Genomic DNA, 22,823 nt, shown 5'->3' on the forward strand with positions numbered 1-22,823 from the left:
TTGGCAAATTATCGTGCAGAGTCGATTTGGGAATTCGCAGCTGGGCGGAGATCTCGCGTAGGGAATGTTGTCCTTCTTCGACCAAGGCCAAGGCGCGCAGCTTCGTTGACAGGCTACTATAATGGCGAACCGACATGCCGACCCCCCCAATTTCCAGGCACATTTGGGATGACTTTACATGTCAATAAGAGCAGATTCACCAGCGAATAATACCGTCAATTGTATCAGGAGGCTGTCCGGCTGCTGGACCCATCCTATATTGTGGAAGTCGAGAAAAGAAGCGCACAAGTTCGCTTCCTGCCTTGTACACGTTCCGAGTTATTTTCGACCTTGGGCCAGTAAACTACGACATGAAATGTGTGTGGCAAAAGGGTCCAATGGTTTTCCGCCACGTCTCACTTCTAGGTGCAAGTGTGGGCCAGAGGCATTGCCGGTGTCGCCTAGGAAACCTATGATCTGACCCTTCCTTACTATTTCACCGTCCCGTACACCTGGTCTACTTAGGTGCGCGTGCCACGTGGTCCACTGTTTGCCATGATCCAAAACAACTATATTGCCATAGTCCTGACTGAATGAAGATCGCACCACCACTCCTCGCTCGATTGCCCGAATCGGAGTGCCAATCGGTGCAAAGATGTCGATGCCCCTATGAGTATCGCCTCCCTTTCTTGGCTGGCCATAATCGCTCGAAATTGTCCCTCCCACGGGCGCTAGTTTCAGGGGAAGGCAAAGCCCATCCCCCAGGATCTCCGATGAGAAACCCGAACAGCTCCAGGTTAAGACTGCGACTCCCCACAGAAGCGTTTTCATCACACCTTTCCTTCAAGCATCTTGACTTTAAAGGCATACAGACGTTTGATTCGATCAACCTTCTCCTGGCTTAGTGAATCATCGATTTTCTGATACGCGGAGAGCGCTGAAAGCTCAAGATCAGACAGAGTGCTGGTATCCAGGGAAAAGATCACATCGAAAAACTGTACAAACCACATGCCGATGTCATTATCAAAAAAAGCCGGGTTACCCTCATAAGCCTTGTCGAGCTTTTCCACCATGCCGTCGAAAGCTTTATCATTCACATATCGATACAGTGAGGCAAATTGCTTTTTGCTATCTGTCGCGTCGTGCAGTTCCTTAGGAGTTCCATCAGACGTTATTTCTGCAACCAGCGTCGTAATCGGAACTTTGAAGTACGTCGATACCTTTTGGAGGAAATCCAACGGTATGACCTTGGACTTGCCGTGCCAGTACTTGTGAAAAGTCATGTTTGTCACGCCTATCGACCTACCTAACACATCAATCGGCATCCCGTCCGGCCTGTGAGACTGCAGAAATTTGGACAAACGTTCGACAGGCGACGCTGCTTCCCTGCTCCTACTTTGAGCCATTTTCACGTTCCCTTTCATTTCAACCACCAATCAACGGGGCCTACTGTACCAGCTTGCTCTTCAAGCGCTAGCCGATACTCTCAAAAGCAGGAACTATAGATTTATATATACAACACTATATAACATACAATAAATATATCCGATAATATCCACTTTTTAAGAGGACGGTCATGCAAAAAATTCATAACCCGATGTTTTTGCTTTGTTTACTGGCTTCAGAGGCAACAGCCGGCCCATTCCATGGATGCACTTTCTATAAGGAGAGGCTCCTTGCTGAGTCCTGGCCGGGAGGCCAGGGGACCGGATGCTTTGATGTAAAGGTTGGAAATATCGGTTCATGCAGCAAGCCAAATCCGCCTTGGCCATCCAGGCCAGCAATCCGTGTTACTGCGTGGTATCCGGCCTACATTGTGGAAGTTTCGTTCAGGGTTGGCTCATCAATCTTTGCGACCGGTGTCGACACAGCTGCGCTTGCAGCTCACATTAGATTGGCTGAACAGCATTGGACAAGATCCCTCAAGGATATATCACCAGCCAAGTCCATGGTGAGCGTGACCGGAGATCAAAATCAAACTGATGCGTCCTTGATGTTCGGGCGCGTGCTCGATGTACCCTACGCGGCAACAGGCTGGTCATTTACTTTTGGTTCAGCCGATTCCACCAATATTCCTGCCTGCTATCGCGGCATTTCCGAGTTCAGTCCTGAAACATGGAACGATACGTTTACCAGTGGGGATAGAAAGATTGCAGCTCTTTGGGCTCCAGCCAATGTCCTCCTTTGCGGCGCCGGCGCCCCAATCCAAGGAGCAGCGGCGGAAATAGGTGCTGCCGTGGGCGCAGTATCTCAAATCCCGATCCCAGGCGGACAGTTCCCAACCAGTGCCGCAGGTTGTGCTGTTCCGTTACCAGTCTGGGCTCAGCAGGCTGGATCCCTCACTGGTCCAACAGCGCTGGACCCAGCCCGTCAGTGCATGGGAACCTTGGGCCCAGTATTGCCGAGAACGGGCTGGACCCAATCTTCTGATCTCTTTTCCTCGAGTCAGCAGGTAGCCTGGCGGACCCTTTCGTTGACTGCAGAGCACCAGCCTACCGGGGTTTCGATTGCTGCTGACGACAAATGGCAAATTATTTGGCCCCCTGTGGAAAGCCCCAGGTGTTTTACCCCTGGGGGTCTAACAAGGCCAACGAACATACTTCCAAACGAACTCTTAAAGGATCGACTCACTGGAGCCCCAGTGCCGCTGCCTTTTTCTGACACAAACACAGACCGGAAAGGGAGATCGGTGGTGGTGTTTGCCGTCTGGAAGCGAAAAACAAGCTGCCAGGAGGCGGCCAAATGGGGAGCGATTCAGGCAGATATTACCGCTGGCCGAGCCGTACGTATCAATGCTTGCAGGGTGGCAAATCGTTTGGATGGTATGCCATGAGCACACAAAATCCTTTTCAGGAATACTTTCTCGATATCCTGCGCGAGGCCTATTCACACGGCGCATCTGATATTCACATTGAGCCCTACGGAGCAGAGATCATTGTAAGGATCAGAGTTGACGGAATCATGCGCATTATCCGGCGCGAATCCGAGCTCAGTTACATGGCAAGGCTCTCGGAGGTCATAAAGAAGACTTCCCAGTTTGATATGGGGGTTTCAGGGCTGCCTCAGGATCAAAGATTCAGGATTCCATCGATTCCCGAAATCGATTTTCGCGCCTCACTTTGCCCCACAATGAATGGGGAAAAAATCGTACTGAGACTGCTCGAACGCAACAAGGACTTTAGTCTCGAAACCTACAACCTGCATGAAGAAGCCAGGCAGCATCTGTACAATGCCCTTGCACGCTGGCAGGGGCTTATCCTGGTTTCAGGCCCAACAGGATCCGGAAAATCGACACTTTTATACTCAGCTCTGGGCGCTATAGACCGCGTTCAGAATAGCGTCCACACGATCGAGGATCCAATTGAATATACTCTCCCTTATCTTAATCAAACTCAGGTCCGCCCTGGATCACTCTCCTTTGCTCAGGTTCTTCGATCACTCTTGCGCCAGGATCCCGACGTTATATTGATCGGTGAAATCCGGGACGAGGAAACGGCAGAAGCAGCCATGCATGCTGCCTCCACAGGCCATCTTGTTCTTTCCACAGTTCACGCAAATTCAGCGGAAGAAATCACAGGCAAATTAGCCGGCTTAGGGGTCAGCAAGGATGCTCTTGTCTCCAGCCTTCTGTTTGCCAGTGCGCAGCGACTTCTGCCAAATCTCTGCAGAAACTGCGTGCAGGACGATCCCATGGAGTCTGAGCACTACTCAAGACTCTTTGGCAAGGATGCGCATATCAAATATGCCCCAGGATGCGAAATGTGCGTGGATGGTTATAAAGGAAGAACACTCCTCTTCGAATGGATTACAGGTGAACGCAAGGCTGGCACTTACGAGCTAAGGGCTCACGGCAGCCTGTCTGAAGAAGCACAAAAACTGCTATTGGAAGGGCAAATCGATGCAAAAACTGCTCGCGGCATTATGTAGTTTTGCAATGGCCGCAACTCTGGCCAATGCTCAAAGTTTCTTTGGTGGAACTGATCTGGACTATTGGAAGGAAGGCCCGCGCCCCATGGCACGGCCGCTAAAGCCAGAACTCCAAAAACCAAAGGAAACAGGCAGAACACCGGATTCCAAGGAGGCCGAAAAAGTCACGATTGCAACGTCTGCAATCCGTGCAAACGATACGAGGCCATTTAATTGGTCTGACTACTCGGATCCAAAGAGCATCTTCTTTTGGGATGATGGTGGCGACTGGGCGCCGCCAAGGCCATTCCGGGAGGTGGCGTCAAATCCTACTCCTGAGAACGTGAACCAATATATCACCTGGCTCAATAAGAAAGGGGAGGTGGCAGCGAGGGTACAATCAGCCCTCGATGAGCGGGTATCTGAAGGCAGACCCAAACCATCGTCCCAATCCCCGAATCCACAGCCGACCAGACCACGGCGTGAGTTGGATCTGCGAAAGCTTGATCTGATTTACTTCTACCAGACCACGTGCCCACACTGCCAGCGAAGTGTCGGAGTCGTGGAGCAGCTCAGAAAGATGGGAGCACGGGTAATCGCTGTACAACTCGACTATAAAATTGAGCCTCCTCTTCATAAAGGATCAGTGCCCTACACAGACAAACTTCGCTCCGAACACCCGATTTCAGCCACTCCCTCATGGATCTTTTCGTACGAGAACCAGACGTTCAATAGAGAAGGATTTATAACAATATCCGATATTTACGATATAGTAGATATAGGTTTGTAGACTTTATTGCATTATGGATATATAGTCTGTATAAATCCCGTATGTAATACCGACTTAAAGGAGGATTTCAATGTATCATTCGATGTTCAAACGAGTTTTTGCAGCCATAGCACTTCTTTTTACGCTCAGCCTGACAGTCTCAGCCCCACTGGCTTTGGCGCAGACCACAAGTACCTGTACCGGTGAGGATTGCGGTATTGCCGTCGGAGGCACCGACAAATCGTCGGAATTCAGTGCCATCACAAACCTATTCAAAACCATCCAAACCCTGGCAGTTCGTTACGCTGCACCAGTTGGCGGCACTCTGCTCATCATCTTTGGGATATATCAGCTGGCCATGCGCAACGCCATGCCGGGTACTATCGCTCTTGTTTGTGGAGGACTCATGATCATCGTGCCTGTGCTTGTTCAGAACGCCGCGAAAATGGGGCAATAACATGCACGAGTCTTATGACAAATATCGCAGCTTTCGCAGGACACCAACAAATCCCCTGATTGATGAGCCTGTGATCATTTTCATGGGACGCACCTTACCGGAGCTGCTGTTTGCAGCTTCATTTTTGGCTGTATCCGCTTTGTTTTTTGAGGCCCCTTTCAAGGGCCTCTTTCTTAGTCTGATTGCCGGCTACTTACTGCCTCTTTACAGGAGGAAGCTGCCCAAAGGCTGGCTAATACATAAAGCCTGGGCATTAGGACTTGATACAAAAAAACGTGAACGTGCCACGCAGAAACTGTTCAGCTTCCGAAAAGCCTACGAAGTGCGTGGACCTTAAAGGGTGGTTTATGAAGTCAATCCTGAAAAAACTAAAAAATCTCAAGCCAGTTAAAAAAACAGCGGGTGCGGATGACTTTGCCATTCTTCCTCCATTTGTAGCTACCCACGCGATATATAGCGACCGCCTCAGAATGCTAAAAGGCATACTGTTGGCGGTCTTCGTACTCTCTGCTGGCGTTATCGGGTACCAGGAAAACCGGTATCAGCGCCTCGCCTCAAGCATCGTTGATAAAGACTTCATCATAATTCCGGGCGCAGTCGACTTCATGCGAGTGCGTCCGGGCCTCGTGCCTGACAATACGGTTTTCATGTTTGCAGAGTACATTGCTGAATCGATGGGAACGTTCAATTATGCAAATGTAGAGCAGCGGATAGAGCGAATTTCTCAATACATGAATCCCTCATTCAAGGAAACAGTGACGCTTGAGGTTAAACAAAAACTTCCACTGTATAAGGAGCTTCTGGCTACCGAGATTTTTATTCCCGAGACTCCTACGAAATACGATCTAAAGAAGGAGCACGAGTCTGGGGTTCCAGTTTATGTCGTGGATGTGAAAGGGCACGCTGAGCGGTATTCCGGCCCACAGAAAATACAGGAAGGCGACGAGATCGCAACAATCACGTTCCGAACAACTCGCATCATGCCTGACAGGCCCTGGATGTTTGAAATCACTGACATCAAAAGGCGTACAGTGCAGGAATACAGATCCGAACAGGTCGCGAAAGCCAAACTTGAAGACGCCACGAGGACCCAATGAATCGCTTAATAAACTTTCTATTACCAGTCATGATGTCTGCTCCAGCTTTAGGAGCCACCCTTTCTGTGATAGATGGCCAGGAGATAACTGTTCCGGTCTCGCCCGACGGTGTAACCATACAGCTCCCAACGTTCGTTAAGATTGTAACACCTGCAAAAGGTCACTATGTTGAGCCGCTGGCCACCCCTGCCACTGCCCCGGTTGAAGGCCAGGCGCAGACGCAGTCCGACGTTCGGGCTTTTGTTATTAAGCCAGCAAAAAGCGGAGTTGCAGAAAAAATCACATTTATCCTCGCCGATGACAGAACAGTTACTGTGCATCTAAGTCCTGGCAACACGGCGGATTCATTCTATGACATCAAGTGGGCCCCTCGCGGTTCCTCAAGCACCAATATCGCAAAGAAAGACAGTGGCTTCCTCACCGCAGAAAGATCGCTACTGCTGTCAATGCTTCGGGATGAAGATACTGGCTCGCGAAAAATCGTCGATATGAGCCTCAAACTTGATAGATACCCTGACCTGAAAATCAAACTTGTCCGCACTTATCAGCTGCATGGCTTGACTGGCTACGTCTTTACGCTCACCAATGCGACAGGCAAGACAATGGTGGTTAACCCGACAGTCCTAACTATTGGTGTTCCGAACAGAGCGATTCTTACACAGCTTGATCACGAAACGCTCGAGCCTTGTTCAAGGAACAACAGTTCAGACCCTCGAGGTACGGGCTGTCTTACGGCGCTGCGCATGGTTGTAAACGGGTCAGGGTCATCCTCAGTCAAGCTCGGCAGCAATGAAAGACTCGGAATGCCCTATACGCTTGACGCCCACTCCAACTTTCAAGGCGGGGGAACACAATGAGAACGGAACTGATCGTTCTTACACTTCTTTCAAGCCCGGTGATGGCCCAGAGTGGAAACCCGTTGCCTCAACCAGAAAAGACAGTAGTTCGCAAGGATGCGACCAGTCCGACGGCTGCATATAGAGTTGACAGCGAATACAAGAAAAAGTTCCTGGAGTCTGAGAAAAAGGCCAGGGAACTGGAGGCACAACTTAGTGCGTTGAGGGAAGGAAGCCAAACCTCGCAACCAGCTTCGCCGCCAGCCATTGCCCAGGGAGGGGACAAGGCCAGCACAGAATCCATTTTTGACGAAGTCAGAAAGCAAATTTCGTTCGGGACAGCTTCTGCACTGTCACCGGACTCTGGAGAACAAAACGGGAATCCGCAAAACCAGGCCGCATCACCCAAACCACGTCAAAAGACTGCAAGACCCAGGAAGGTTGTTGGAATCGGCACCAGTAGTGCCGGTCAGACTGCCGGCCAATTTTCGTCGAAACCCCTGGTCTTTGCCGTCTCCTCGATGCCCGCTCAGGACAGCCAGACTCAAGCCGCCGATTATGCAACCACGGTTATCCCACTTGGGTCTTATGTTAAAGCCAAGGTCATGACTGGAGTTGAAGCCAACATGCTCGAGCCTTATCCGATCCTGCTCCAACTTGATCATGCCTTCGTTGGTCCTAATAAGACCCGCATCGACCTCTCGCACTGCTTTATGATCGCCAAAGCCAGAGCAAATCTCAGTACAGAGCGAGTGCTCGGAGAAACCCAGGAAATCTCCTGCGTCCGGGACAATGGTGAAGCCGTCAAAAGGAAAGCAACTGGATACCTTGCTGGCGAAGATTCGACATTCGGCCTTGCTGGCGAGCTCATTTCCCGTCAAGGGCAGGTTCTCGGTGCCGCTGTTATTGCAAGTCTTGCAAAAGGTGCAGGTGAAGCTGTTGCTCTCGCCAATACCAGCAAAGAAGTTGTTAGCGGGGGGTTTGGCGCTGTTGCAACGTCAGAGGCTATCAAGAACAAGCAGGAATTCATTCTCGGTCGGGCTGCAAGTGAGGCCGGAGGCATGATCGCTCAGTGGTATCTCGACTATGCAAGACAATTGGTTCCATCCATAGCCATCGGTTCCGGCAGGGATGTTTGGATTGTGATGCTTGACAGTGTTCCTATCCCAGCTTTGACAGCTAACTGAGAGGTTTAAGAGATGTATAAGATACTTCCTATTCTTACAGCGACCTTCGTGGCCACCGGCTGTCTGACCCGGGCGCCAACGTCTTATGAATTGGATCGCAGGGCCGGTATGCTGCCTCCATCTCAGGACACTTCGGACAAAGGCATTAGGACAGACCTTTCAGGTCTCCGGACCAACTCCAGTATTCCGCGGTCTCCGGAGATGCCTATGCGACTGCCTCCACTTATTGAAAAGGTTTGGCTGTCTGATATGACTCTGGCAGATGGCGTAAAAATGCAGGGTACCTGGATCTTTGTCGAAGTCGAACCAGGTCGATGGCTGGACGAATTCGACCCAGGCGGCGCTCCACTTACTTCCCCCGAGACGCCGGAGCTGGGCACGAAAAAGAAGCATCAAAGCGCCTCAACCAAAAAATGAAGCCGCTACCCAAGAAACTCTTTACGCTTAATTGAAGGAAGTCATGATGCTACAGCTGGCAAAAAAAATCCCAGGCAGGATCCTGGACAAATTGAAGCCGATGTCTGCCCCTTCCTATGCGATGGCCCAGCCAAAGTCGGTTAGGGAGCTTCTGCCTTACGAAGCGTTCCATGAAGATAAGGATATGACATATATTCTTCTCCAGGACGGGAGCATCGGAGGCATTTGGCAGCTCGCGCAGACTCCTCATGAAGTGCTTGGCGAATCCCAAATCCGTCAGCAGCTCGATAGCCTTCGACCTCTTTATGAACTCGTCCGCGATCCTCGGGTGACGATACAGGTAATCTATGACTCAAACCCAAATCCAGACTTCGCGCAGCCAGACTACGTTGCGGACCCGAAAACCACAGCGCAGCTTGTGATGTGCGAACGAATCAAAGCGATCCAGAGCCTCACGGAAGGTCACGAGAGCCTCATCTGCAGCAAACGCGCCACGTTTTTAACGGTAAGACTCCAAAGCAAAGACCGTGCAGGCCTGGATCGCTCTCCACCAGGCATGTTCAGTAGCGAGCATGACACACTTAAGCTCTTCCAGAATAGATTCCTGGACACCGTCGACGAATTCCGGACTCTTGTTAATGGCGTCGAGGACATTCTCTTCAACGCTGAGACTCCATTTAAAAGGCTCAGAAAGCAGCCCCTTCTCAGGCTCCTGAGAGAATCAATTCATCCGTTAAGCAGTTTTCAGCAGCCGTCTATGGATATTCTGCCAAACCCAACCGAAAGTTTATCTGGCCAACTGCTTCAGGATTTTATTCGCTTTTCGCCTTCGGCAATGCAGTTTGGAACCGACCAAACCAGCTCTGACGTGGTTCAGGGCATGAGTTGGACACAAAAGTCACCCATGGAATATCCAGGCATGCTCGCCGAACTTCTGGCCATTCCAGAGCCAATGAGGGTCGTCCTTAATCTTTCAAACCATCCAGGCGAATCCGCGCTGGAATGGCGAGAATCTCAAACAAAGTTTGCGCAGGACGCACTTGGCGTCAGGCAGCGCGACGAAATACAAAATGTAAAGGCCCGTATCGCATACAACGAGGTATTGATCACTGCCTCCCTCCACGTTTTCGTCCGCTCGAAAAATTGCACTTTGGAAAATTACGTGCAAAAACGGCATATACTGAGGGTGAAAGGGTTTATTGAAAGCCGCTCAAGGATCCCATTCATTGTCGAACGAGAGGCGTTGCCCCCTATCTATTTCCTCTGTATGCCCCTCGCTTATGGGCCACAGTCAGACAAATTCATCGTCCGCGCTCGCAGTGTAATGTCTCTTGAGGTCGGGTCATACATGCCCATCCTCGGAGGGTTCCTGGGAACACAGACCAAAAGCCAACTGATGCTGAGCAGATCAGGAAGCCCGATTTATCTGTGTTCCCGGGATTGTCAGACTTCGCCGCATATTGCCATCCTTGCCTCAACCGGTGGGGGCAAAAGTTTTTACTACGCGAACTATATGACTGCTGAAAAAGCTTTGAGACCTGACAGTCTGGATTTCATCATCGACAACTTAACGTCTTATGAGGTTGCAGCAAAGGTTTTTGGAGAGGGAACGACGGGACATCTACTTGTACGACCACCAGAAACCTACCACAACGTTTTTATTGGCAAGGCCGATAAAGAACGTATTGCTCTTATCGTCAGCATACTTAGAACAGCGATCACTCTTGGCAGTCCTGGCGTTCAGCTGACAAGTGAGCATTCGCTTATTCTCAAAATGGCAGTACAAAAGGCCTTTGGCGACAACACGATCGACGCTGGCACCGAATTTGCCGAAGGCTCATTGCAGATTAAAAAAGAACGTGGAAAAGCATTGGTCCCTAGACTGACAGATGTCGTGGACAAGTTCACGGATGTCTGTAACGAGTTGGAGCTGACTGGTGACCTTGCCGCCTGGCTCCGTTCAAAGCTTTCTCCGTTCTACGGGCAGGGGCAATATGCTGCGCTATTCGACCAAATGGCGTTTGAAGTGGAGGACCCTCCGACACCGTCGGTGACAATTTATGACCTCCAGGGAGTTACAGAGGATACGATCCTCTCGACACTGGTTTCCCTTATTTGTATCGCAGAAGTATTGCGACAAATAAAAAGGCCGGAAAACAGAGGCAAGGGTGGCCGTCTCACAATTGAGGAAGCTGGTGTTATTGGTGAGAATAGCCCGGAACTTGTCAAATTTATTAGAGCAGCCTGGAAGACCTTTAGAAAGCTCGACATCGTATGCGTTGGACTTACGAACGAAGTGGAAGACTTTAAATACAAGCCCGCGCCCAGAACCATATGGAAGGTCAGCAAAACCAAAGTAATCCTTCCAATGGAAGTCAATGAGATCGATGCGGCAGTTATGGACGACCCAAAGTCAGGTGATCCGAAACTATTTCCTGAGGAGGGTATTGGTTCGCTTGTCAGGACACTGAGCAAAAAAGATGGCGTCTATTCCCAAGGCCTTTTCCTGTCGGAGAGCGGTTGCGGCACCTTCACCTATGCTCCAACAGGTTTCGATTATTGGCTTGCCGCAAGCAAACCCACCGAAAAGGAAGCCTTCGAGAAGGTCTATCAAAAGCTTGGCAGTTATCGGCACGCGCTCTGGTGGCTGGCTAAAGCGGCTCCAGGTGGATTCAGAAGGGCTAACGGGGACCTACGCCCAATGACTGACGAGGAACTTGCAGTTGTCACCGACAAGGGTCTCTTTGGATCTTAACTTCGAACTTCATGAAAGGTCTGACATGTGTATTAAACAGGCATTGATATCGATGGTCCTTTCACAGCCTGCAGTCGTTGAGTCAGGTTTGCCGATCCACGGCGCGAAGCTTCAGAACCACTGGGCCCGTCAGCATACGCGGACTGTTGACGTCGATCTTTACACGGAATTGGAGCGGCCAGGCATTATTGCAGATGGCTTATCATTCCGGATCGAGCGCAACTTCTCGGCGGGTCAGATAACGAAGGTGAAAGTCGAAAACGAGGCTGACAAGGAATCCCGTGAGGAGGACTGACATGCGGTTTGCAGCAATATTGCTCTCGACAATTGTTTGCTCGACTGCCCTGGCAGAGAAGGGCGTCGAGTACCGTGGTACGGAGCGGGCGTATAGCTCCGATGAGGTTATTGCCATTCTTGGCAAGATGAAGTCGTACCCGGCTGGGAAAGCTCAGAACATGGGTGTGAACTTTCAAGCTGGCGTTCGCTCAAAGCTGAAATGCGGCAATATCCGGTTTGATACCAACTTTCAGGAGATCCTTGATCAGGTCAACCAGCTCCCGGGTGAGCTGAAGAAGCAGTTCAAAAACCTTCTGCCCGCCGCGCCGATGCTGGCTCTGTGCTATACCAGCCCCACAGGCTGCGCTGAAATCAAAAACCTTAATCTTCGTCTCGACCAGGAACTCAGGCTCCTGACTGACACATGTAAGTCAATCGACGACTACGTTACATCAACTGCGGAAAAAGGCGAAATTGATGGAAGAAAGAGGTCAATGCAGGACTGCATTTCGAGCGCTGTAAATGGCGGCAAGAGTCTGGCCAAAGCGGTCAGCGGATGCGAAGCAAATCCGCCAGGCGGCAAGTACATCGACATTGCAAACGCCTGGCTGAAGGAGACATTTACCACGAATCCGCAGAACTTCCTGGAAGCTGCCATGAATGCTTCGGGTGAATCCACGGGCAACGCAATAGGGCAGGAGAACTATGCCTTTCTTTCATCCGTCATGGGAGAGACGAAAATTCTATCAGGCGGCAAAAGCGTCCCTGTTTTTCCGAAAGGATCACAAAAGACATCGACGCTGGCCAGCAATCTTTTTGGCAAAGGAGCTGCGATTGCCTGCGATCGGAACAAGCTGAGCAATATCATTAATGGAAGCTACACCTTCTCAGCCTCCACCGACGACGAAAGATACAACGAAAGGAAGCTTGTCGAAGTCACCCAAGCCAAGATAGACAAGACTGACCATGACAACCTATTCGATCTCGATACGCCGGACAGGGCCCATGCATGCCAGTCCCTTGGTCGGTCTCTTGGCAAGGAAGCGATGCTCCTGGCTGCGAAAGAGGGCGAGGCTTTGGCAATCAAAGCAATTCAAAATCCTCTGATTCCTGCAGAGCTGAGGCAGACATATGAGCAGCGAATCAATCAGGTGTTCCCGGCCATGCGCGAATCCGCAGCTACGGAACAGGTCAAGTCAGTTGATGAATTAAGGCGCCTTATAGCGATACTCGCCAAAAAGCAGAGACAGGATCGGCGCCTGGCAGCCAAATCCCTTAGTCGCGGTGAGATCTCAATGGATTCACTTCGGACTGACTCGTATGAAGAATGCGACTCAGACATCACCTGCTCGGAGTAATGTGCCATGGTACCTGAAATCTATACATCCACACCGATCGAAGGGCATATAATTGCCCTTTGTCTCCAGGTTCAGAAGGCCGCAGCTTCAATATTTGTTGGGACGCCAGTGGTTGCCGGAGGCATGTTTGTAGCTTTTACTTTGACCCTTGTTGTCCACTTCTCAAAAGTTGGGTTCCATCAAGCATCCACCTCCCAGGGACTGGCTCAAATTGGACGCCACCTTGCTCTGATCTGCGTGGCTGTAACTTTCCTTGGCAGTGCCAGTGGCGGCCTAAGATACATGTCCACAGCGTCAAAAACCGAATGGGCTTCGAAGCCTGGCGTGGTGCGCAACAGCACTTATCGGTCCACCCTTGTTAATGGCTCAGACGGCCTTTACTGGTATGCCCAAATCCAAGGGGCATTCTCACAGATATCCGCTGCGATTACCCGGTCCATCTCATCGGCTTTTTCCGACCCCAATCTGATAAACGACCCGATGTTCCTCGTAAAGCAACTATCCAAGGGCTCGATGGCAGCAGCAGGACTGGAGGGGACGGAAACCGCATCCAGACTTGACGCTCTGATGCGTGAATGTGCCGATACACGTACGGGCAAGGTTCTGAGCAAGGACGTGTCCATGGTCGAGTTGTTCGACCTTAATAAACCGGGATGTGCGGAAAACTGGAGCGCGTTTCAGGGTTCCCTTGGTACCTTTGGCGACAATCTTCTGACCGTATATAAGCCTGGCATCGTGGAAAAGATGAAAGCGATGCTTCAGCATGATACGTCCACCGTGAAAAACGTTCTGGTGGCCAATGCCATCATGAATTATGCCAAAGACCGCGCTGGCTTCACAGCCACCAATTCGCTCAAAAATCCCCTGGCCACTTTCTCGGATGGAAACGACCGCGTGGTCGAGGACTTTGCGGAAGGTCCCGTATCATCAGGTTTCATGTATATGCTTGAAGCATTCATGAGCGATCCGCACTCGACAGGTCTCAAAGCAGAGGCTGCGCAGAAGTTCAATCAGATATCGTCTCTTATACCTGCAGCCCGCGGCTGGATCCATGGTTTGCTGGCCATCCTCTTCGTATTTGCTGTCCTTCTTATGGGCTTTGGAGTGACGAAGTATTTTTTCGCCTGGATCACCGCGATTGCCACGGTATCGCTGTATCAGCCCTTTGCTGTGCTCGGGTACAAAATCGCCGAATACTTTACGAATAAATCCAACTACTCCCGGGCCCTCGACAACTTTGCGTCGGACCCTCTACTTCTGAGCGGCGTGAATGTGATGAGGGAACAACTCGCGCATGTTCAAACCGTTTACCTTGCATTTGAAATGGGCACTTTCATGGTTTTCATGGTCGGCGGCATCCGAATGTTTAATCCCATGATGAATCTGACAGGTCGTCTCGGCGCAATGACCCTTTCAAGAATTGGTGGTCTTGCGTCCACCCTCGCCACCCAGTATGCATACGCACAATACCGGGCCGGTTCCGGGCAGAACCAATCGTTGGGCGGCGGAGCCTCTGCATCTGGCCCTGCTGCCTCGGCTTCGTCATCTGGTGGCCCATCCGGAGGCTCTGGCGGTGCTCTCCAGGTCTCGGGCGGTAGCGGCAGCCAGCTGGCATATAGCCGATCCATGGGGATGGACTCTGCTGCGTGGGACGACGGAACATGGATGGTCCGTCAGCGGCCGGCTCGACTTTATCCAGCTGGGGTTCCTGAGGCTTCGGGGCCTCAGCAACTGACTGCTCCAGCGCGGCCAATGCTGCCGGCGCCACGCCCGGATTCATAATTCCACTTACTGGGCAATCACCTGGCAGACAAGGCTTGCCCATTTTCCTTTGCAAGGATCCCGTATAACTTTTTGAGTTCGGAACAACACTATGGAAGGAGTTGCCATGAATTACGCGAAACTTGTACCTGCGGTCGTAAGTCTTTCTTTTGCTGGATGCGGTGGTGGCGGTGGCGGAAGCAACGACCCAGGGGTCAGTCCTCCTGCAGATAGCCCAATTGGCAATCAACAAACCACTGACGAAACCTCCTATTACCAGGACGTCCGGGACGTCAAATCCCTTAAGCCCCTGAAAGCTGGCCAATGGCCATCATTTCTCAAGGCCGGCGACACTCTTAATGCCTGCAGCGAAGGTCAGATTTTCCATGCTGATAGATGCTGGGACTCTGTGACCATTAATCTCGACAATGCTTCCGTCAAGCTTGTAGACCAGGATTCCGAGTTTACCCTGGCTCTGGGTTCAAAGCTTCCAGTTCAGATAGCTGGCTGGATCGATGAGAAATATGACTCTCCAACGCACGATTGCCATCTGCCGTACAATGTGGATTTGAATGGCGGGTATGTGGACTTCGCGACGATCAGATGTAGAACCCCAGGCAACATTCCCGAAAGTTATGCACCAGCTCCCGTGGTCTGGCCCGGCTTAAGCCCTCTTGATGTGTCTTCAAACTATCCATGGGTCATAGCCCCCTCAATTTTCACTGAGAAGGGCACCGATGATGTAAAAGGTTTCGGAGTCAAGACAACCTTTCTCTATGGCCACTACGCTACAAGAGATGACGTATATAGCGTTGCTCATAACTGGCAGTTTCGAGGCGCTGTGATCGTCAACGGAAAGACCCTGCCTCTTCCAGTTACCATGGAAGCCCTCGCGTTGGAACCTGGTTTTGAGGAGTGGGGAACTAATTCAGAAATAGCTCGAAAAACCGGTAAATCTCTCATTATTATTTCCTATGACAAAGGTATCGATTTCACTCGCAGAGAGATGGGAAATAGCCTTCACTTAAGTCCTGCAAATCAAAGGTATGTGAGTGACATACGTTTTTCAGCAAATAACGAGGATAGAACTGACGACTAAGGGCGCGTACGAGTTGATATAAACTGCACATAGAGTAGGGGGTTGTATTCAGCTCCAGGCAAAGGACACAAAAATCCACTCTTCTCCTTTTACAACCTTATCCAAATCAGCTTTGCAGGGAGTGGAAAAACAGTGGGCGAGGGTTTCAGGCTGACAATTCGCCCCGCCCGTCAATTGACGGACAGGGCACACACAATGTCGAGATTGAATATCTCCAGGGGAAAACAGGATCAATTTCTGGCCACAGTTTTGATGCCTGAATCACTTCGTCCTGGCGAGCGCAATCGCCGGTTGGCTTTGATAATTAAGCTCAGCAAGTGGAAGGGGATTGCACAGAGTGTCTTTAAAAAAGCGGTAGAGCGCGGCTCCTCGTGAATCCAGAAGACCATAAGAGTACAAGTGCTCATCCATACAATTTTTGCAAATATCGATTTTGATGCAACCTTAATTAAATCTTAATAAAAACAATATGATATGAATACCGCGAAATAATCATGCTGATTACCACCTGTACTCCTTGTGGATCCAAATAACCCAGGTCTGGGTTGATCTTCCTGTTGCTTGCCGCTCAAAAATACTAAGCTGGGTTGGCGACCCGATCTTCCCTGAAAGCGAAGATGCAAAGTCTTTTTGATGGAGGAATGAAAAACCTTTATTTTAGAGATAGCCATCGATGATGAAAAGGACATTGGAGGGTGCTGATCGTAGACGGTCGGCACCTGAATTTTTTACCCCTAAAGCGATTTACACACTGATCTTGAAAAATCTTCCATGAACAACAATATCATCGCGGGTTAAGTCGCAGGACGAACACGCTGTTAGGTTTAGTCGTGCAGGTAGTGGTTTCATCGCCTCACATCCTTAGGATGTTGAGGTTTTCCTTTGAGATAAGCCTCGCGTCCTGGGTCAACTTTTTTGCATTATTTCCGAGACCTGCTCATCTTCCGTCCTGAATCCCTTTCCAAAAAGACAGCCCATCTGTCGAGAAGAGTAAGCCGATCTGAACCTCCTAAAATCCCCATCAAATAATCGTTTTCAGGTAATCGAAATCCATAGACAATTCAGCCTTACGCGATGTAGACGAGGTGTTCAACGCAGGATTGACGAGGGGCGGAAACCTTCACTGAAATCGATAAACTAGTAAAAGGAAAAATCATGACTGTGTTTAGTCTTTCGAAAACAGGAATGCTTCTGACCCTGATCATCGGTTCAGAAAACCTGTATGCTGGCAGTATTCGTTTGGAACCTTATTCATGTTTTGGCAGTGCATGCGACCCCAATGGACTGGAGCCTATAACGTATCCATTTGAGGGTGATTGCCTTAAAGCTGACGGCAGTAAACTCTACATTCCTCTCACCGATCCTAACTGCGTGCCGAACTATAGCACTATTCCACTACAAAGTGGTGCAGCTGTTGACTTCTATTTGGGATCAAAAGCATCAGACAACGGAAAAAAAGCTCTTTTCACCTTGGCCGAGATCAAAGAGTCAATCGAAGGCGAGAGTCCCATCGTACAAGTTGGCTACGATATCAAGCTTTCATATAAGATGTGCCCTTGGTCTTCAACGTTGTGGCCACAAGGATACTTAAACATAAGTTGTGGATATAACGGTCCAAATTTTCCTGGCCCAACTTTTTACTATTCTTCAACAGGAACGGGTGAAATAAATCAATCTGACTTCATGGACGTGGATCTGTCTCAATGCAAAGGGGATCTGACCGTGCTTTTCAGAAGCCAGGATCTTTGTGAAGTAGACGTTCGCCTCTTTGAAATTACCACTCCTTAATGAAGGACACGCTTATGAAATTAAGGGATCTTCTGGGACTTGTAACCCTTATCTCGCTTTCTCTCACACATACGGACGCTCTTTTTTCGGAGACGAGGGATTATGAGTATAAGGCCAAAGTTGACGCGAATCATACATTCCAGGTGCAGGCCACCAAAACTTTTACTGTGACGAAGGTGGACTCAGCGCTGATAGCGTCCCGTAAACCAATCGCTGTATCCATCAGCTGTGATGATACAATCCTGGCGCAAACTTCTCTATTCTTCGACCAAAGCCAATTTAATAAAACAAAAAAATTGGTGGTTGATGCTGAGGTCACACCAACAACCTGTACTGCAGGTTCGGTAAAGGTTTCCTTCGTATCCCCAGGCTTGACTATCGAGGAGCTGCCGCTCGACATCAAACTGGTTAACGAAGGCCTATCGCTTGAAGGTATCAATCTATTAAGATCCGCAAAATCAGCGGCGCTGATTCGAATTGTCGGTACGCTTTCCAACCTGGCTCAGTCTAAAGATTCACTATTCTGCCTGATCAAGTTCTATGAAGGTGATGATTTGATGAAGGGTATTGTCGACGAGCTTATTTTGCTTTTTGACAAAGAATATGGCAGCTACGATGACGAGACCACGGTCTGCCCCATCGCGGCCCAAGGTGCTCTGGCGAAAAGCGTGGAATTCTGCGAGGCCAATAGTGAAGACGTCTCTCCCTTCTGCCTGGCCTATACCCAGTACACTCAGATTCGCCAATGGTATGATGACGCAATTTCCCGACTGGTTGAAATACGTGATCGTATCGAGGACCTTTCCAGTGCTCTTCGGATCGATGCCGAAAGGACCAGAAAAGAACTCGATGATGAGATCACTGCACAGCAGCAGAAGATGACTCCATCCTGATCCAGCAAATGCCCCTGTGGGGGCTGTTCAACTTATCGACCGACGATCTCATTTGGAGACAGCATGAGAATATTCCTGAGGGTTGCCCTTATAATGTCGTTTGCTTTGTTTTCGCAGGCGGGAATCGCTGCCGCGGAATGTAGAGACAAACCCATAGGCTTCTTCGACGTGGACGAAAACTGCACCTGCAACCTCAAAGAAAAACCCTGGCTGGGACCCGGCTGCGAAATACCAAACCCCTATAACCCGGACCATGCATGCCGAATCCACTCTTATATCGAGCACCACGGGGGTAACCCGTTGGATCGCAAATTGAGTGATGAACTTCATGTGTGGTGGCAGGATGAAGGTGATCAGATCTTGAACCTGGCGTGGAAAAACTGCGAAAGTGCACGACAAAATCGCTGCAAAGAGACAGAGCTGCTGCGTCAGCAGAGTTTTAATTCGATAGTCAGCTCCATGGTCGACGTTCCGATTCATCAGGCTTTTCTTGCGATGGCGACCAAGAATGCAGATATTCGGCGGCATATTGATGTTCTCTCAAATCAGATGCAGGATAAAATTAAGAACGTCTCCACAAAAGATGACGCAAAGCTGGTTAACAAATTTCTCATGCAGGATATGCAGTCAATTCAGTCGATGATTCAAGAGCTGGCCAGTCTGGAACGACAGCTTAATGTTCTGCTCGGGAGACTCGCGGGACAACTGGCAACCCTGGATGCGAGGACCGCTGTCGTTCAGCGTGGGTTTGATTGCGCCAAATACCTGCCGAGCGAGCGTGCCAGCTATAGCCTAAAAGAAAATGACGTCTATACTTTGATCAATCGATATCGTGGTGATGCCAGAGCTGAGCGTCGAATCACGAGCAAACTATATAACGCTGCCTATTTCAACTGGCGTTATCTCGTCTATAAAAAATATGCTGATTCTGTGGGAATCAAAATTGAACAGGCAATGAACGATTTGAACGGCGATCTAGCTGTTGAACAGATTGTCTGGCAATACGCTGATTGGTGGACTAGATCGTCCGTCAATGGACTGGCCGGAAATCTGCATACCAGGTATTATTTTCACTCCGAACCCTTGCGAATCCTAAAATCTCTGCGTGAAGAAGCCGTCGAATTCAAAGAGAGCTTGAAGCTCTTTGAGAAGAACAATGGTCCAGCTGTTTCCCAGGCTTATAAAAACATTGACGCTAACATTGCTTCTATCGATCGAGGGATAAGCTCCATTACCAGCAAAGGGTGGCAGGGCCTGCTGGCACTGCAGGTTCAGGCTGCCAACAGACGGGCTTCTCTTGCTACGTCCAGTCAAAAATGCCGGAAGTTGTCTCAAAGTTTCGTCGATAGTTCAGCGGGAATCAAAAGTGTCGATGCCTTTGACAAGGCGTCTTATTTGTATAAAGAGACAGTGTCCATCTGCAACAAGTGAACGAGCTTTAGGAAATTCATCGACCATGAATAAAAAAATTATATTGCTTGGACTTCTTTTCTTACTTGGCTGTGGGCAGGAGCCTGTTGCCGTTTTGCACGACGAACCCGCATCTGAAGGCGAAAATATCAGTGATGATCCGATGTTTGATCCAATGCCGCAAGGCGTTGATCCGGAAACTGGCGGTCCCTACGTACCGATCGTTTGGAACACGCCGTCAGATGAAAACCTGCCATGTGTAGATGGTTCCGGCGGCTGCACCAATCCGATCAACTGGCCCAACTTTACGCCTGATCCCAACGGAACGACCGTGGCCTTGTTTCCTCAAAACAACGGTGCTGGTTCCATCCCATCGCCGAGATTAACTCCGAACAATGATCCAGGAACGCAGGACCTATCAAAAATTTTCGATCGTTATGGGCCGAATTGGCTCCTGGAAGGCGTTTTTGGGACTCAGAATGGCCCACAAATTCCTCAATCTTTGCCCCCATCGGTGGTTGACATTGAGGCGCCAGCATTGCCTGCCATTGTGATGCCGACTGCACCGTCCGTCGGAGCTGATCCAGCAGCCGGACTAAGTTCTCTTGGCGGCCTTTTTACTCAGGCAGTGAACGCTTCAAAGCAGACGGCAACTGACTCTCGGAATGCCATGGCAGATCTGCAGACCACATTGAAAACTAAAAATGCCGAGCTGGGTCAACAGGTCAGTGATGAAATAGAAAAAAAGGCCATCGCCGATAGCAATGCATTTCGGAAGCAACTCGACGATCTTAAGAAAAAAAGAGACGCTACCGGGACAAGTTCCTTACAAAAGATCCCTTCAATTGACAAGCCTGTTCCCAGGCCTAACTATAACACATCTCCGGAATCCGTTGAAGGAATCGCGGTGCGCCGTGCACAGAGCTATGTTGATTTCGGTCGACGCACTGTCGAATCATCTCCGGAAACCAACGAAGGCAAGGCTGTAGCAAAGCAGCTGCTAGAGAATAGTCAGGAGGTTGTGAATTCTGCTGACTTCAATTATGCGAAAGGCAATTCTGCATCGGGAGATGCAGGGCTTAGACTTGCCTATTCGCTAGTTGATGCAGCAATCAATCTTGCCCCGATTGTTGCGATTTCATTTGGGCCGCCAGGTCTCATAGTGGCGATTGGGCTTGAGGCGGTAATCCTCACCAAAAACTGGTACGAATATAAAACCGGGAAAAGTATCTGGACCGGCCAATCACTATCACCCTTTCAGAGGGATATGGCGCTGGTAAACGTTGGCCTTGCTTTTGTTCCCGCTGGTACTGCGATTGTATCTAGTGTTTTAAGCTTCAAGAACTCATTGAAGGTGACAAAAGACGTAGTTTCACATGGGAAGTCTGCAGGCGAAATTGCTACGATAAATAACACTATCAAACGTGCAGAGAATATCGCTGTAGAAGGTGAGGCTCAAGGTTACAAGTCCGTTGCTGATTCTTTTGATCATGTTTGGACTGATAACCTAGGTAACATCAAGTGGCCTCCAAATCGAGGATTTGATGGGCCATCAATGCGTGATAGGCTTACTAAGGGGACCCTGCTGGATAGATACGGCGAACCGCATGGCACGTTCGTATCACCTGCTGGGACACCTTTTGAGCAGCGAGCCCTTCCTCCTTCGGCTGCGTCGAAACCACTTCATACTTACGAAGTTTTGGAACCAATCGGAGTTGATGCCGGCAGGGCATCGCCATGGTTTGGTGAACCCGGCGGTGGAATCCAATATGAACTTGATTTCACTGTCCAGGATCTAATCAATTGGGGCATATTGAGAGAAGTGAACTGACAAAGGAGTATCTGTGAAGGAGTATTTGAATTTCGATGCGTCCAAGGGATATCCCACAGGTCGGGATTTGTTCTATGAATGCACGATCTGTGGTATCTCAATACCTAGCCATCCTGATGTTTCGATGGGATGCAAATGTGGGAATATTTTTATAGATGTCGACTATGGTCGTGTATCGATAAAGCGGGAAAAGGAAATCAAAATATTTCGTGAAAATTCCCAAGGCTAATTCCTTGAATGTTGCGAAACGAGGTTATCACCGAAGGCACTTGCAGATTTATCTGACAAGGGCCAAGGTTATCTAAATGCCGCTGTTAACCAGGGAACAGCCGGAGGGTTCAGCAATTTCGATCAAGCAATAGTGAACGCACTATGCTATCTAGCGATTTTCTCCTTCGGACCATAGGATTTCTACAATCATGAACAAAAGCTCTTTTCTCCTAGGTATCGCTGTGATTTTTATTAGCTGTTCGGATTCAAAATCGTCGAAGACGGATCCTATTGTTCCAGAGGTGGTTCCTCAAGCAGTAGCTCCACAAGATGAAACGTCCGGTTCCAATCCGGTTCCCACCCCCACGGCTACTCCTGTGCCTACAGGATCAGACCGAAGTGAGCCTGTGAAGATAAAAAAGACTTTTTCACTTTTCACCCTTCCGGCTGCGGATGCGGGCTTGGCCAGGAGTGCTGCGAAAGTGATTTCCTTGACAATCAAGCCATTGAAAGTGACAAGTTTCGCAGGTATTAAAGGGTCGTTTTTATCCGCCAATTGTGGAAGCTCTGTTATAACAAAGAGCAAAGTGATTCTTCTGACAGATGACGACGAACTTGCGCCTACCTTCCATCCAGCAATTGTAATTCCAGCTGATGTTCTTTGCTCCGAGGAGATCAAGGTTAATCTCGACGTATACGGATTTGACGTTGAGCTTGGTGATGTGCTGGTTGCCGATGTGGTGTCTGTAGGGAAACCTGCGATTATCCAATGACGTGGAGGCGTCTTTGAGGCG

20 protein-coding genes are annotated in these 22,823 nt (G+C 49.7%); 18 read left to right on the forward strand and 2 right to left on the reverse strand.

Translation table 11 applies throughout. The features are described from left to right. Window positions 1-318: 318 nt before the first annotated feature. A complete protein-coding gene (locus VE954_RS44035) occupies window positions 319-810 on the reverse strand; it encodes a M23 family metallopeptidase (protein WP_414698957.1) in 492 nt (163 codons plus the stop codon). Then, window positions 810-1,304, reverse strand: coding sequence for a hypothetical protein (locus VE954_RS00660; protein WP_324948585.1), 495 nt, complete (start codon window positions 1,302-1,304; stop codon window positions 810-812). The genes VE954_RS44035 and VE954_RS00660 overlap by 1 nt, the downstream gene beginning before the upstream one ends. A 1,504-nt stretch (window positions 1,305-2,808) precedes the next feature. Here VE954_RS00660 and VE954_RS00665 point away from each other — a divergent pair. The 18 genes from VE954_RS00665 (at window position 2,809) to VE954_RS00750 (ending at window position 22,802) form a co-directional block, all read left to right on the forward strand. Further along, entirely contained in the window at window positions 2,809-3,906 is a 1,098-nt protein-coding gene (locus VE954_RS00665) for a GspE/PulE family protein (RefSeq protein WP_324948587.1), read from the forward strand. Beyond that, window positions 3,878-4,675, forward strand: coding sequence for a hypothetical protein (locus VE954_RS00670; protein WP_324948589.1), 798 nt, complete (start codon window positions 3,878-3,880; stop codon window positions 4,673-4,675). The genes VE954_RS00665 and VE954_RS00670 overlap by 29 nt, the downstream gene beginning before the upstream one ends. 70 nt (window positions 4,676-4,745) lie before the next feature. Then, entirely contained in the window at window positions 4,746-5,111 is a 366-nt protein-coding gene (locus tag VE954_RS00675) for a hypothetical protein (protein WP_324948591.1), read from the forward strand. Window positions 5,112-5,181: 70 nt separating this feature from the next. Further along, window positions 5,182-5,448 carry a hypothetical protein gene (locus tag VE954_RS00680; protein ID WP_324948593.1) on the forward strand — a complete coding sequence of 89 codons (267 nt, stop codon included), beginning with the start codon at window positions 5,182-5,184 and terminating at the stop codon, window positions 5,446-5,448. 10 nt (window positions 5,449-5,458) lie between these two features. Continuing rightward, window positions 5,459-6,208 (forward strand): hypothetical protein, encoded by a 750-nt coding sequence (locus tag VE954_RS00685; RefSeq protein ID WP_324948595.1) that lies wholly within the window; start codon window positions 5,459-5,461, stop codon window positions 6,206-6,208. After that, window positions 6,205-7,065, forward strand: a complete 861-nt coding sequence (locus VE954_RS00690; RefSeq protein ID WP_324948597.1) for a hypothetical protein — start codon at window positions 6,205-6,207, stop codon at window positions 7,063-7,065. The genes VE954_RS00685 and VE954_RS00690 overlap by 4 nt, the downstream gene beginning before the upstream one ends. Then, a complete protein-coding gene (locus VE954_RS00695; RefSeq protein WP_324948598.1) occupies window positions 7,062-8,231 on the forward strand; it encodes a TraB/VirB10 family protein in 1,170 nt (389 codons plus the stop codon). Before VE954_RS00690 ends, VE954_RS00695 begins: the two co-directional genes overlap by 4 nt. A 12-nt stretch (window positions 8,232-8,243) precedes the next feature. Beyond that, window positions 8,244-8,648: a hypothetical protein gene (locus tag VE954_RS00700; protein WP_324948600.1), complete on the forward strand. Its 405-nt coding sequence runs from the start codon at window positions 8,244-8,246 to the stop codon at window positions 8,646-8,648. 253 nt (window positions 8,649-8,901) lie between these two features. After that, a complete protein-coding gene (locus VE954_RS00705; protein WP_324948602.1) occupies window positions 8,902-11,403 on the forward strand; it encodes a hypothetical protein in 2,502 nt (833 codons plus the stop codon). Window positions 11,404-11,428: 25 nt separating this feature from the next. Next, a complete protein-coding gene (locus VE954_RS00710) occupies window positions 11,429-11,698 on the forward strand; it encodes a hypothetical protein (protein WP_324948604.1) in 270 nt (89 codons plus the stop codon). A gap of 1 nt (window position 11,699) precedes the next feature. Further along, on the forward strand, window positions 11,700-13,037 hold the full coding sequence (locus VE954_RS00715; RefSeq protein ID WP_324948606.1) for a hypothetical protein: 1,338 nt from the start codon (window positions 11,700-11,702) through the stop codon (window positions 13,035-13,037). Between the two features lie 282 nt (window positions 13,038-13,319). Then, window positions 13,320-14,819 (forward strand): hypothetical protein, encoded by a 1,500-nt coding sequence (locus tag VE954_RS00720; protein ID WP_324948608.1) that lies wholly within the window; start codon window positions 13,320-13,322, stop codon window positions 14,817-14,819. A 106-nt stretch (window positions 14,820-14,925) separates the two neighbouring features. Further along, window positions 14,926-15,897: a hypothetical protein gene (locus VE954_RS00725; RefSeq protein ID WP_324948610.1), complete on the forward strand. Its 972-nt coding sequence runs from the start codon at window positions 14,926-14,928 to the stop codon at window positions 15,895-15,897. 1,155 nt (window positions 15,898-17,052) lie between these two features. After that, window positions 17,053-17,685 carry a hypothetical protein gene (locus tag VE954_RS00730; protein WP_324948612.1) on the forward strand — a complete coding sequence of 211 codons (633 nt, stop codon included), beginning with the start codon at window positions 17,053-17,055 and terminating at the stop codon, window positions 17,683-17,685. A gap of 14 nt (window positions 17,686-17,699) precedes the next feature. Next, a complete protein-coding gene (locus VE954_RS00735) occupies window positions 17,700-18,578 on the forward strand; it encodes a hypothetical protein (protein WP_324948614.1) in 879 nt (292 codons plus the stop codon). Between the two features lie 63 nt (window positions 18,579-18,641). Then, window positions 18,642-20,009, forward strand: coding sequence for a hypothetical protein (locus VE954_RS00740; RefSeq protein WP_324948616.1), 1,368 nt, complete (start codon window positions 18,642-18,644; stop codon window positions 20,007-20,009). Window positions 20,010-20,034: 25 nt separating this feature from the next. Continuing rightward, complete coding sequence (locus VE954_RS00745) at window positions 20,035-21,819, forward strand: TNT domain-containing protein (protein WP_324948618.1); 1,785 nt, start codon at window positions 20,035-20,037, stop codon at window positions 21,817-21,819. A 419-nt stretch (window positions 21,820-22,238) separates the two neighbouring features. After that, the gene (locus VE954_RS00750) at window positions 22,239-22,802 is read left to right on the forward strand and encodes a hypothetical protein (RefSeq protein ID WP_324948620.1); all 564 of its coding nucleotides are present in this window, start codon (window positions 22,239-22,241) and stop codon (window positions 22,800-22,802) included. Window positions 22,803-22,823 lie beyond the last annotated feature (21 nt).

The sequence above is a fragment of the Oligoflexus sp. genome (assembly GCF_035638955.1).
Lineage (GTDB): Bacteria > Bdellovibrionota_B > Oligoflexia > Oligoflexales > Oligoflexaceae > Oligoflexus.

What these genes read in the sequence shown, in the direction of transcription:
- VE954_RS44035 (WP_414698957.1), bottom strand. Translation starts at nt 810, where the DNA reads ATGAAAACGCTTCTGTGGGGAGTCGCAGTCTTAACCTGGAGCTGTTCG.
- VE954_RS00660 (WP_324948585.1), bottom strand. Translation starts at nt 1,304, where the DNA reads ATGCCGATTGATGTGTTAGGTAGGTCGATAGGCGTGACAAACATGACT.
- VE954_RS00665 (WP_324948587.1), top strand. Translation starts at nt 2,809, where the DNA reads ATGAGCACACAAAATCCTTTTCAGGAATACTTTCTCGATATCCTGCGC.
- VE954_RS00670 (WP_324948589.1), top strand. Translation starts at nt 3,878, where the DNA reads ATGCAAAAACTGCTCGCGGCATTATGTAGTTTTGCAATGGCCGCAACT.
- VE954_RS00675 (WP_324948591.1), top strand. Translation starts at nt 4,746, where the DNA reads ATGTATCATTCGATGTTCAAACGAGTTTTTGCAGCCATAGCACTTCTT.
- VE954_RS00685 (WP_324948595.1), top strand. Translation starts at nt 5,459, where the DNA reads ATGAAGTCAATCCTGAAAAAACTAAAAAATCTCAAGCCAGTTAAAAAA.
- VE954_RS00690 (WP_324948597.1), top strand. Translation starts at nt 6,205, where the DNA reads ATGAATCGCTTAATAAACTTTCTATTACCAGTCATGATGTCTGCTCCA.
- VE954_RS00695 (WP_324948598.1), top strand. Translation starts at nt 7,062, where the DNA reads ATGAGAACGGAACTGATCGTTCTTACACTTCTTTCAAGCCCGGTGATG.
- VE954_RS00700 (WP_324948600.1), top strand. Translation starts at nt 8,244, where the DNA reads ATGTATAAGATACTTCCTATTCTTACAGCGACCTTCGTGGCCACCGGC.
- VE954_RS00710 (WP_324948604.1), top strand. Translation starts at nt 11,429, where the DNA reads ATGTGTATTAAACAGGCATTGATATCGATGGTCCTTTCACAGCCTGCA.
- VE954_RS00715 (WP_324948606.1), top strand. Translation starts at nt 11,700, where the DNA reads ATGCGGTTTGCAGCAATATTGCTCTCGACAATTGTTTGCTCGACTGCC.
- VE954_RS00720 (WP_324948608.1), top strand. Translation starts at nt 13,320, where the DNA reads ATGTCCACAGCGTCAAAAACCGAATGGGCTTCGAAGCCTGGCGTGGTG.
- VE954_RS00725 (WP_324948610.1), top strand. Translation starts at nt 14,926, where the DNA reads ATGAATTACGCGAAACTTGTACCTGCGGTCGTAAGTCTTTCTTTTGCT.
- VE954_RS00730 (WP_324948612.1), top strand. Translation starts at nt 17,053, where the DNA reads ATGACTGTGTTTAGTCTTTCGAAAACAGGAATGCTTCTGACCCTGATC.
- VE954_RS00735 (WP_324948614.1), top strand. Translation starts at nt 17,700, where the DNA reads ATGAAATTAAGGGATCTTCTGGGACTTGTAACCCTTATCTCGCTTTCT.
- VE954_RS00740 (WP_324948616.1), top strand. Translation starts at nt 18,642, where the DNA reads ATGAGAATATTCCTGAGGGTTGCCCTTATAATGTCGTTTGCTTTGTTT.
- VE954_RS00745 (WP_324948618.1), top strand. Translation starts at nt 20,035, where the DNA reads ATGAATAAAAAAATTATATTGCTTGGACTTCTTTTCTTACTTGGCTGT.
- VE954_RS00750 (WP_324948620.1), top strand. Translation starts at nt 22,239, where the DNA reads ATGAACAAAAGCTCTTTTCTCCTAGGTATCGCTGTGATTTTTATTAGC.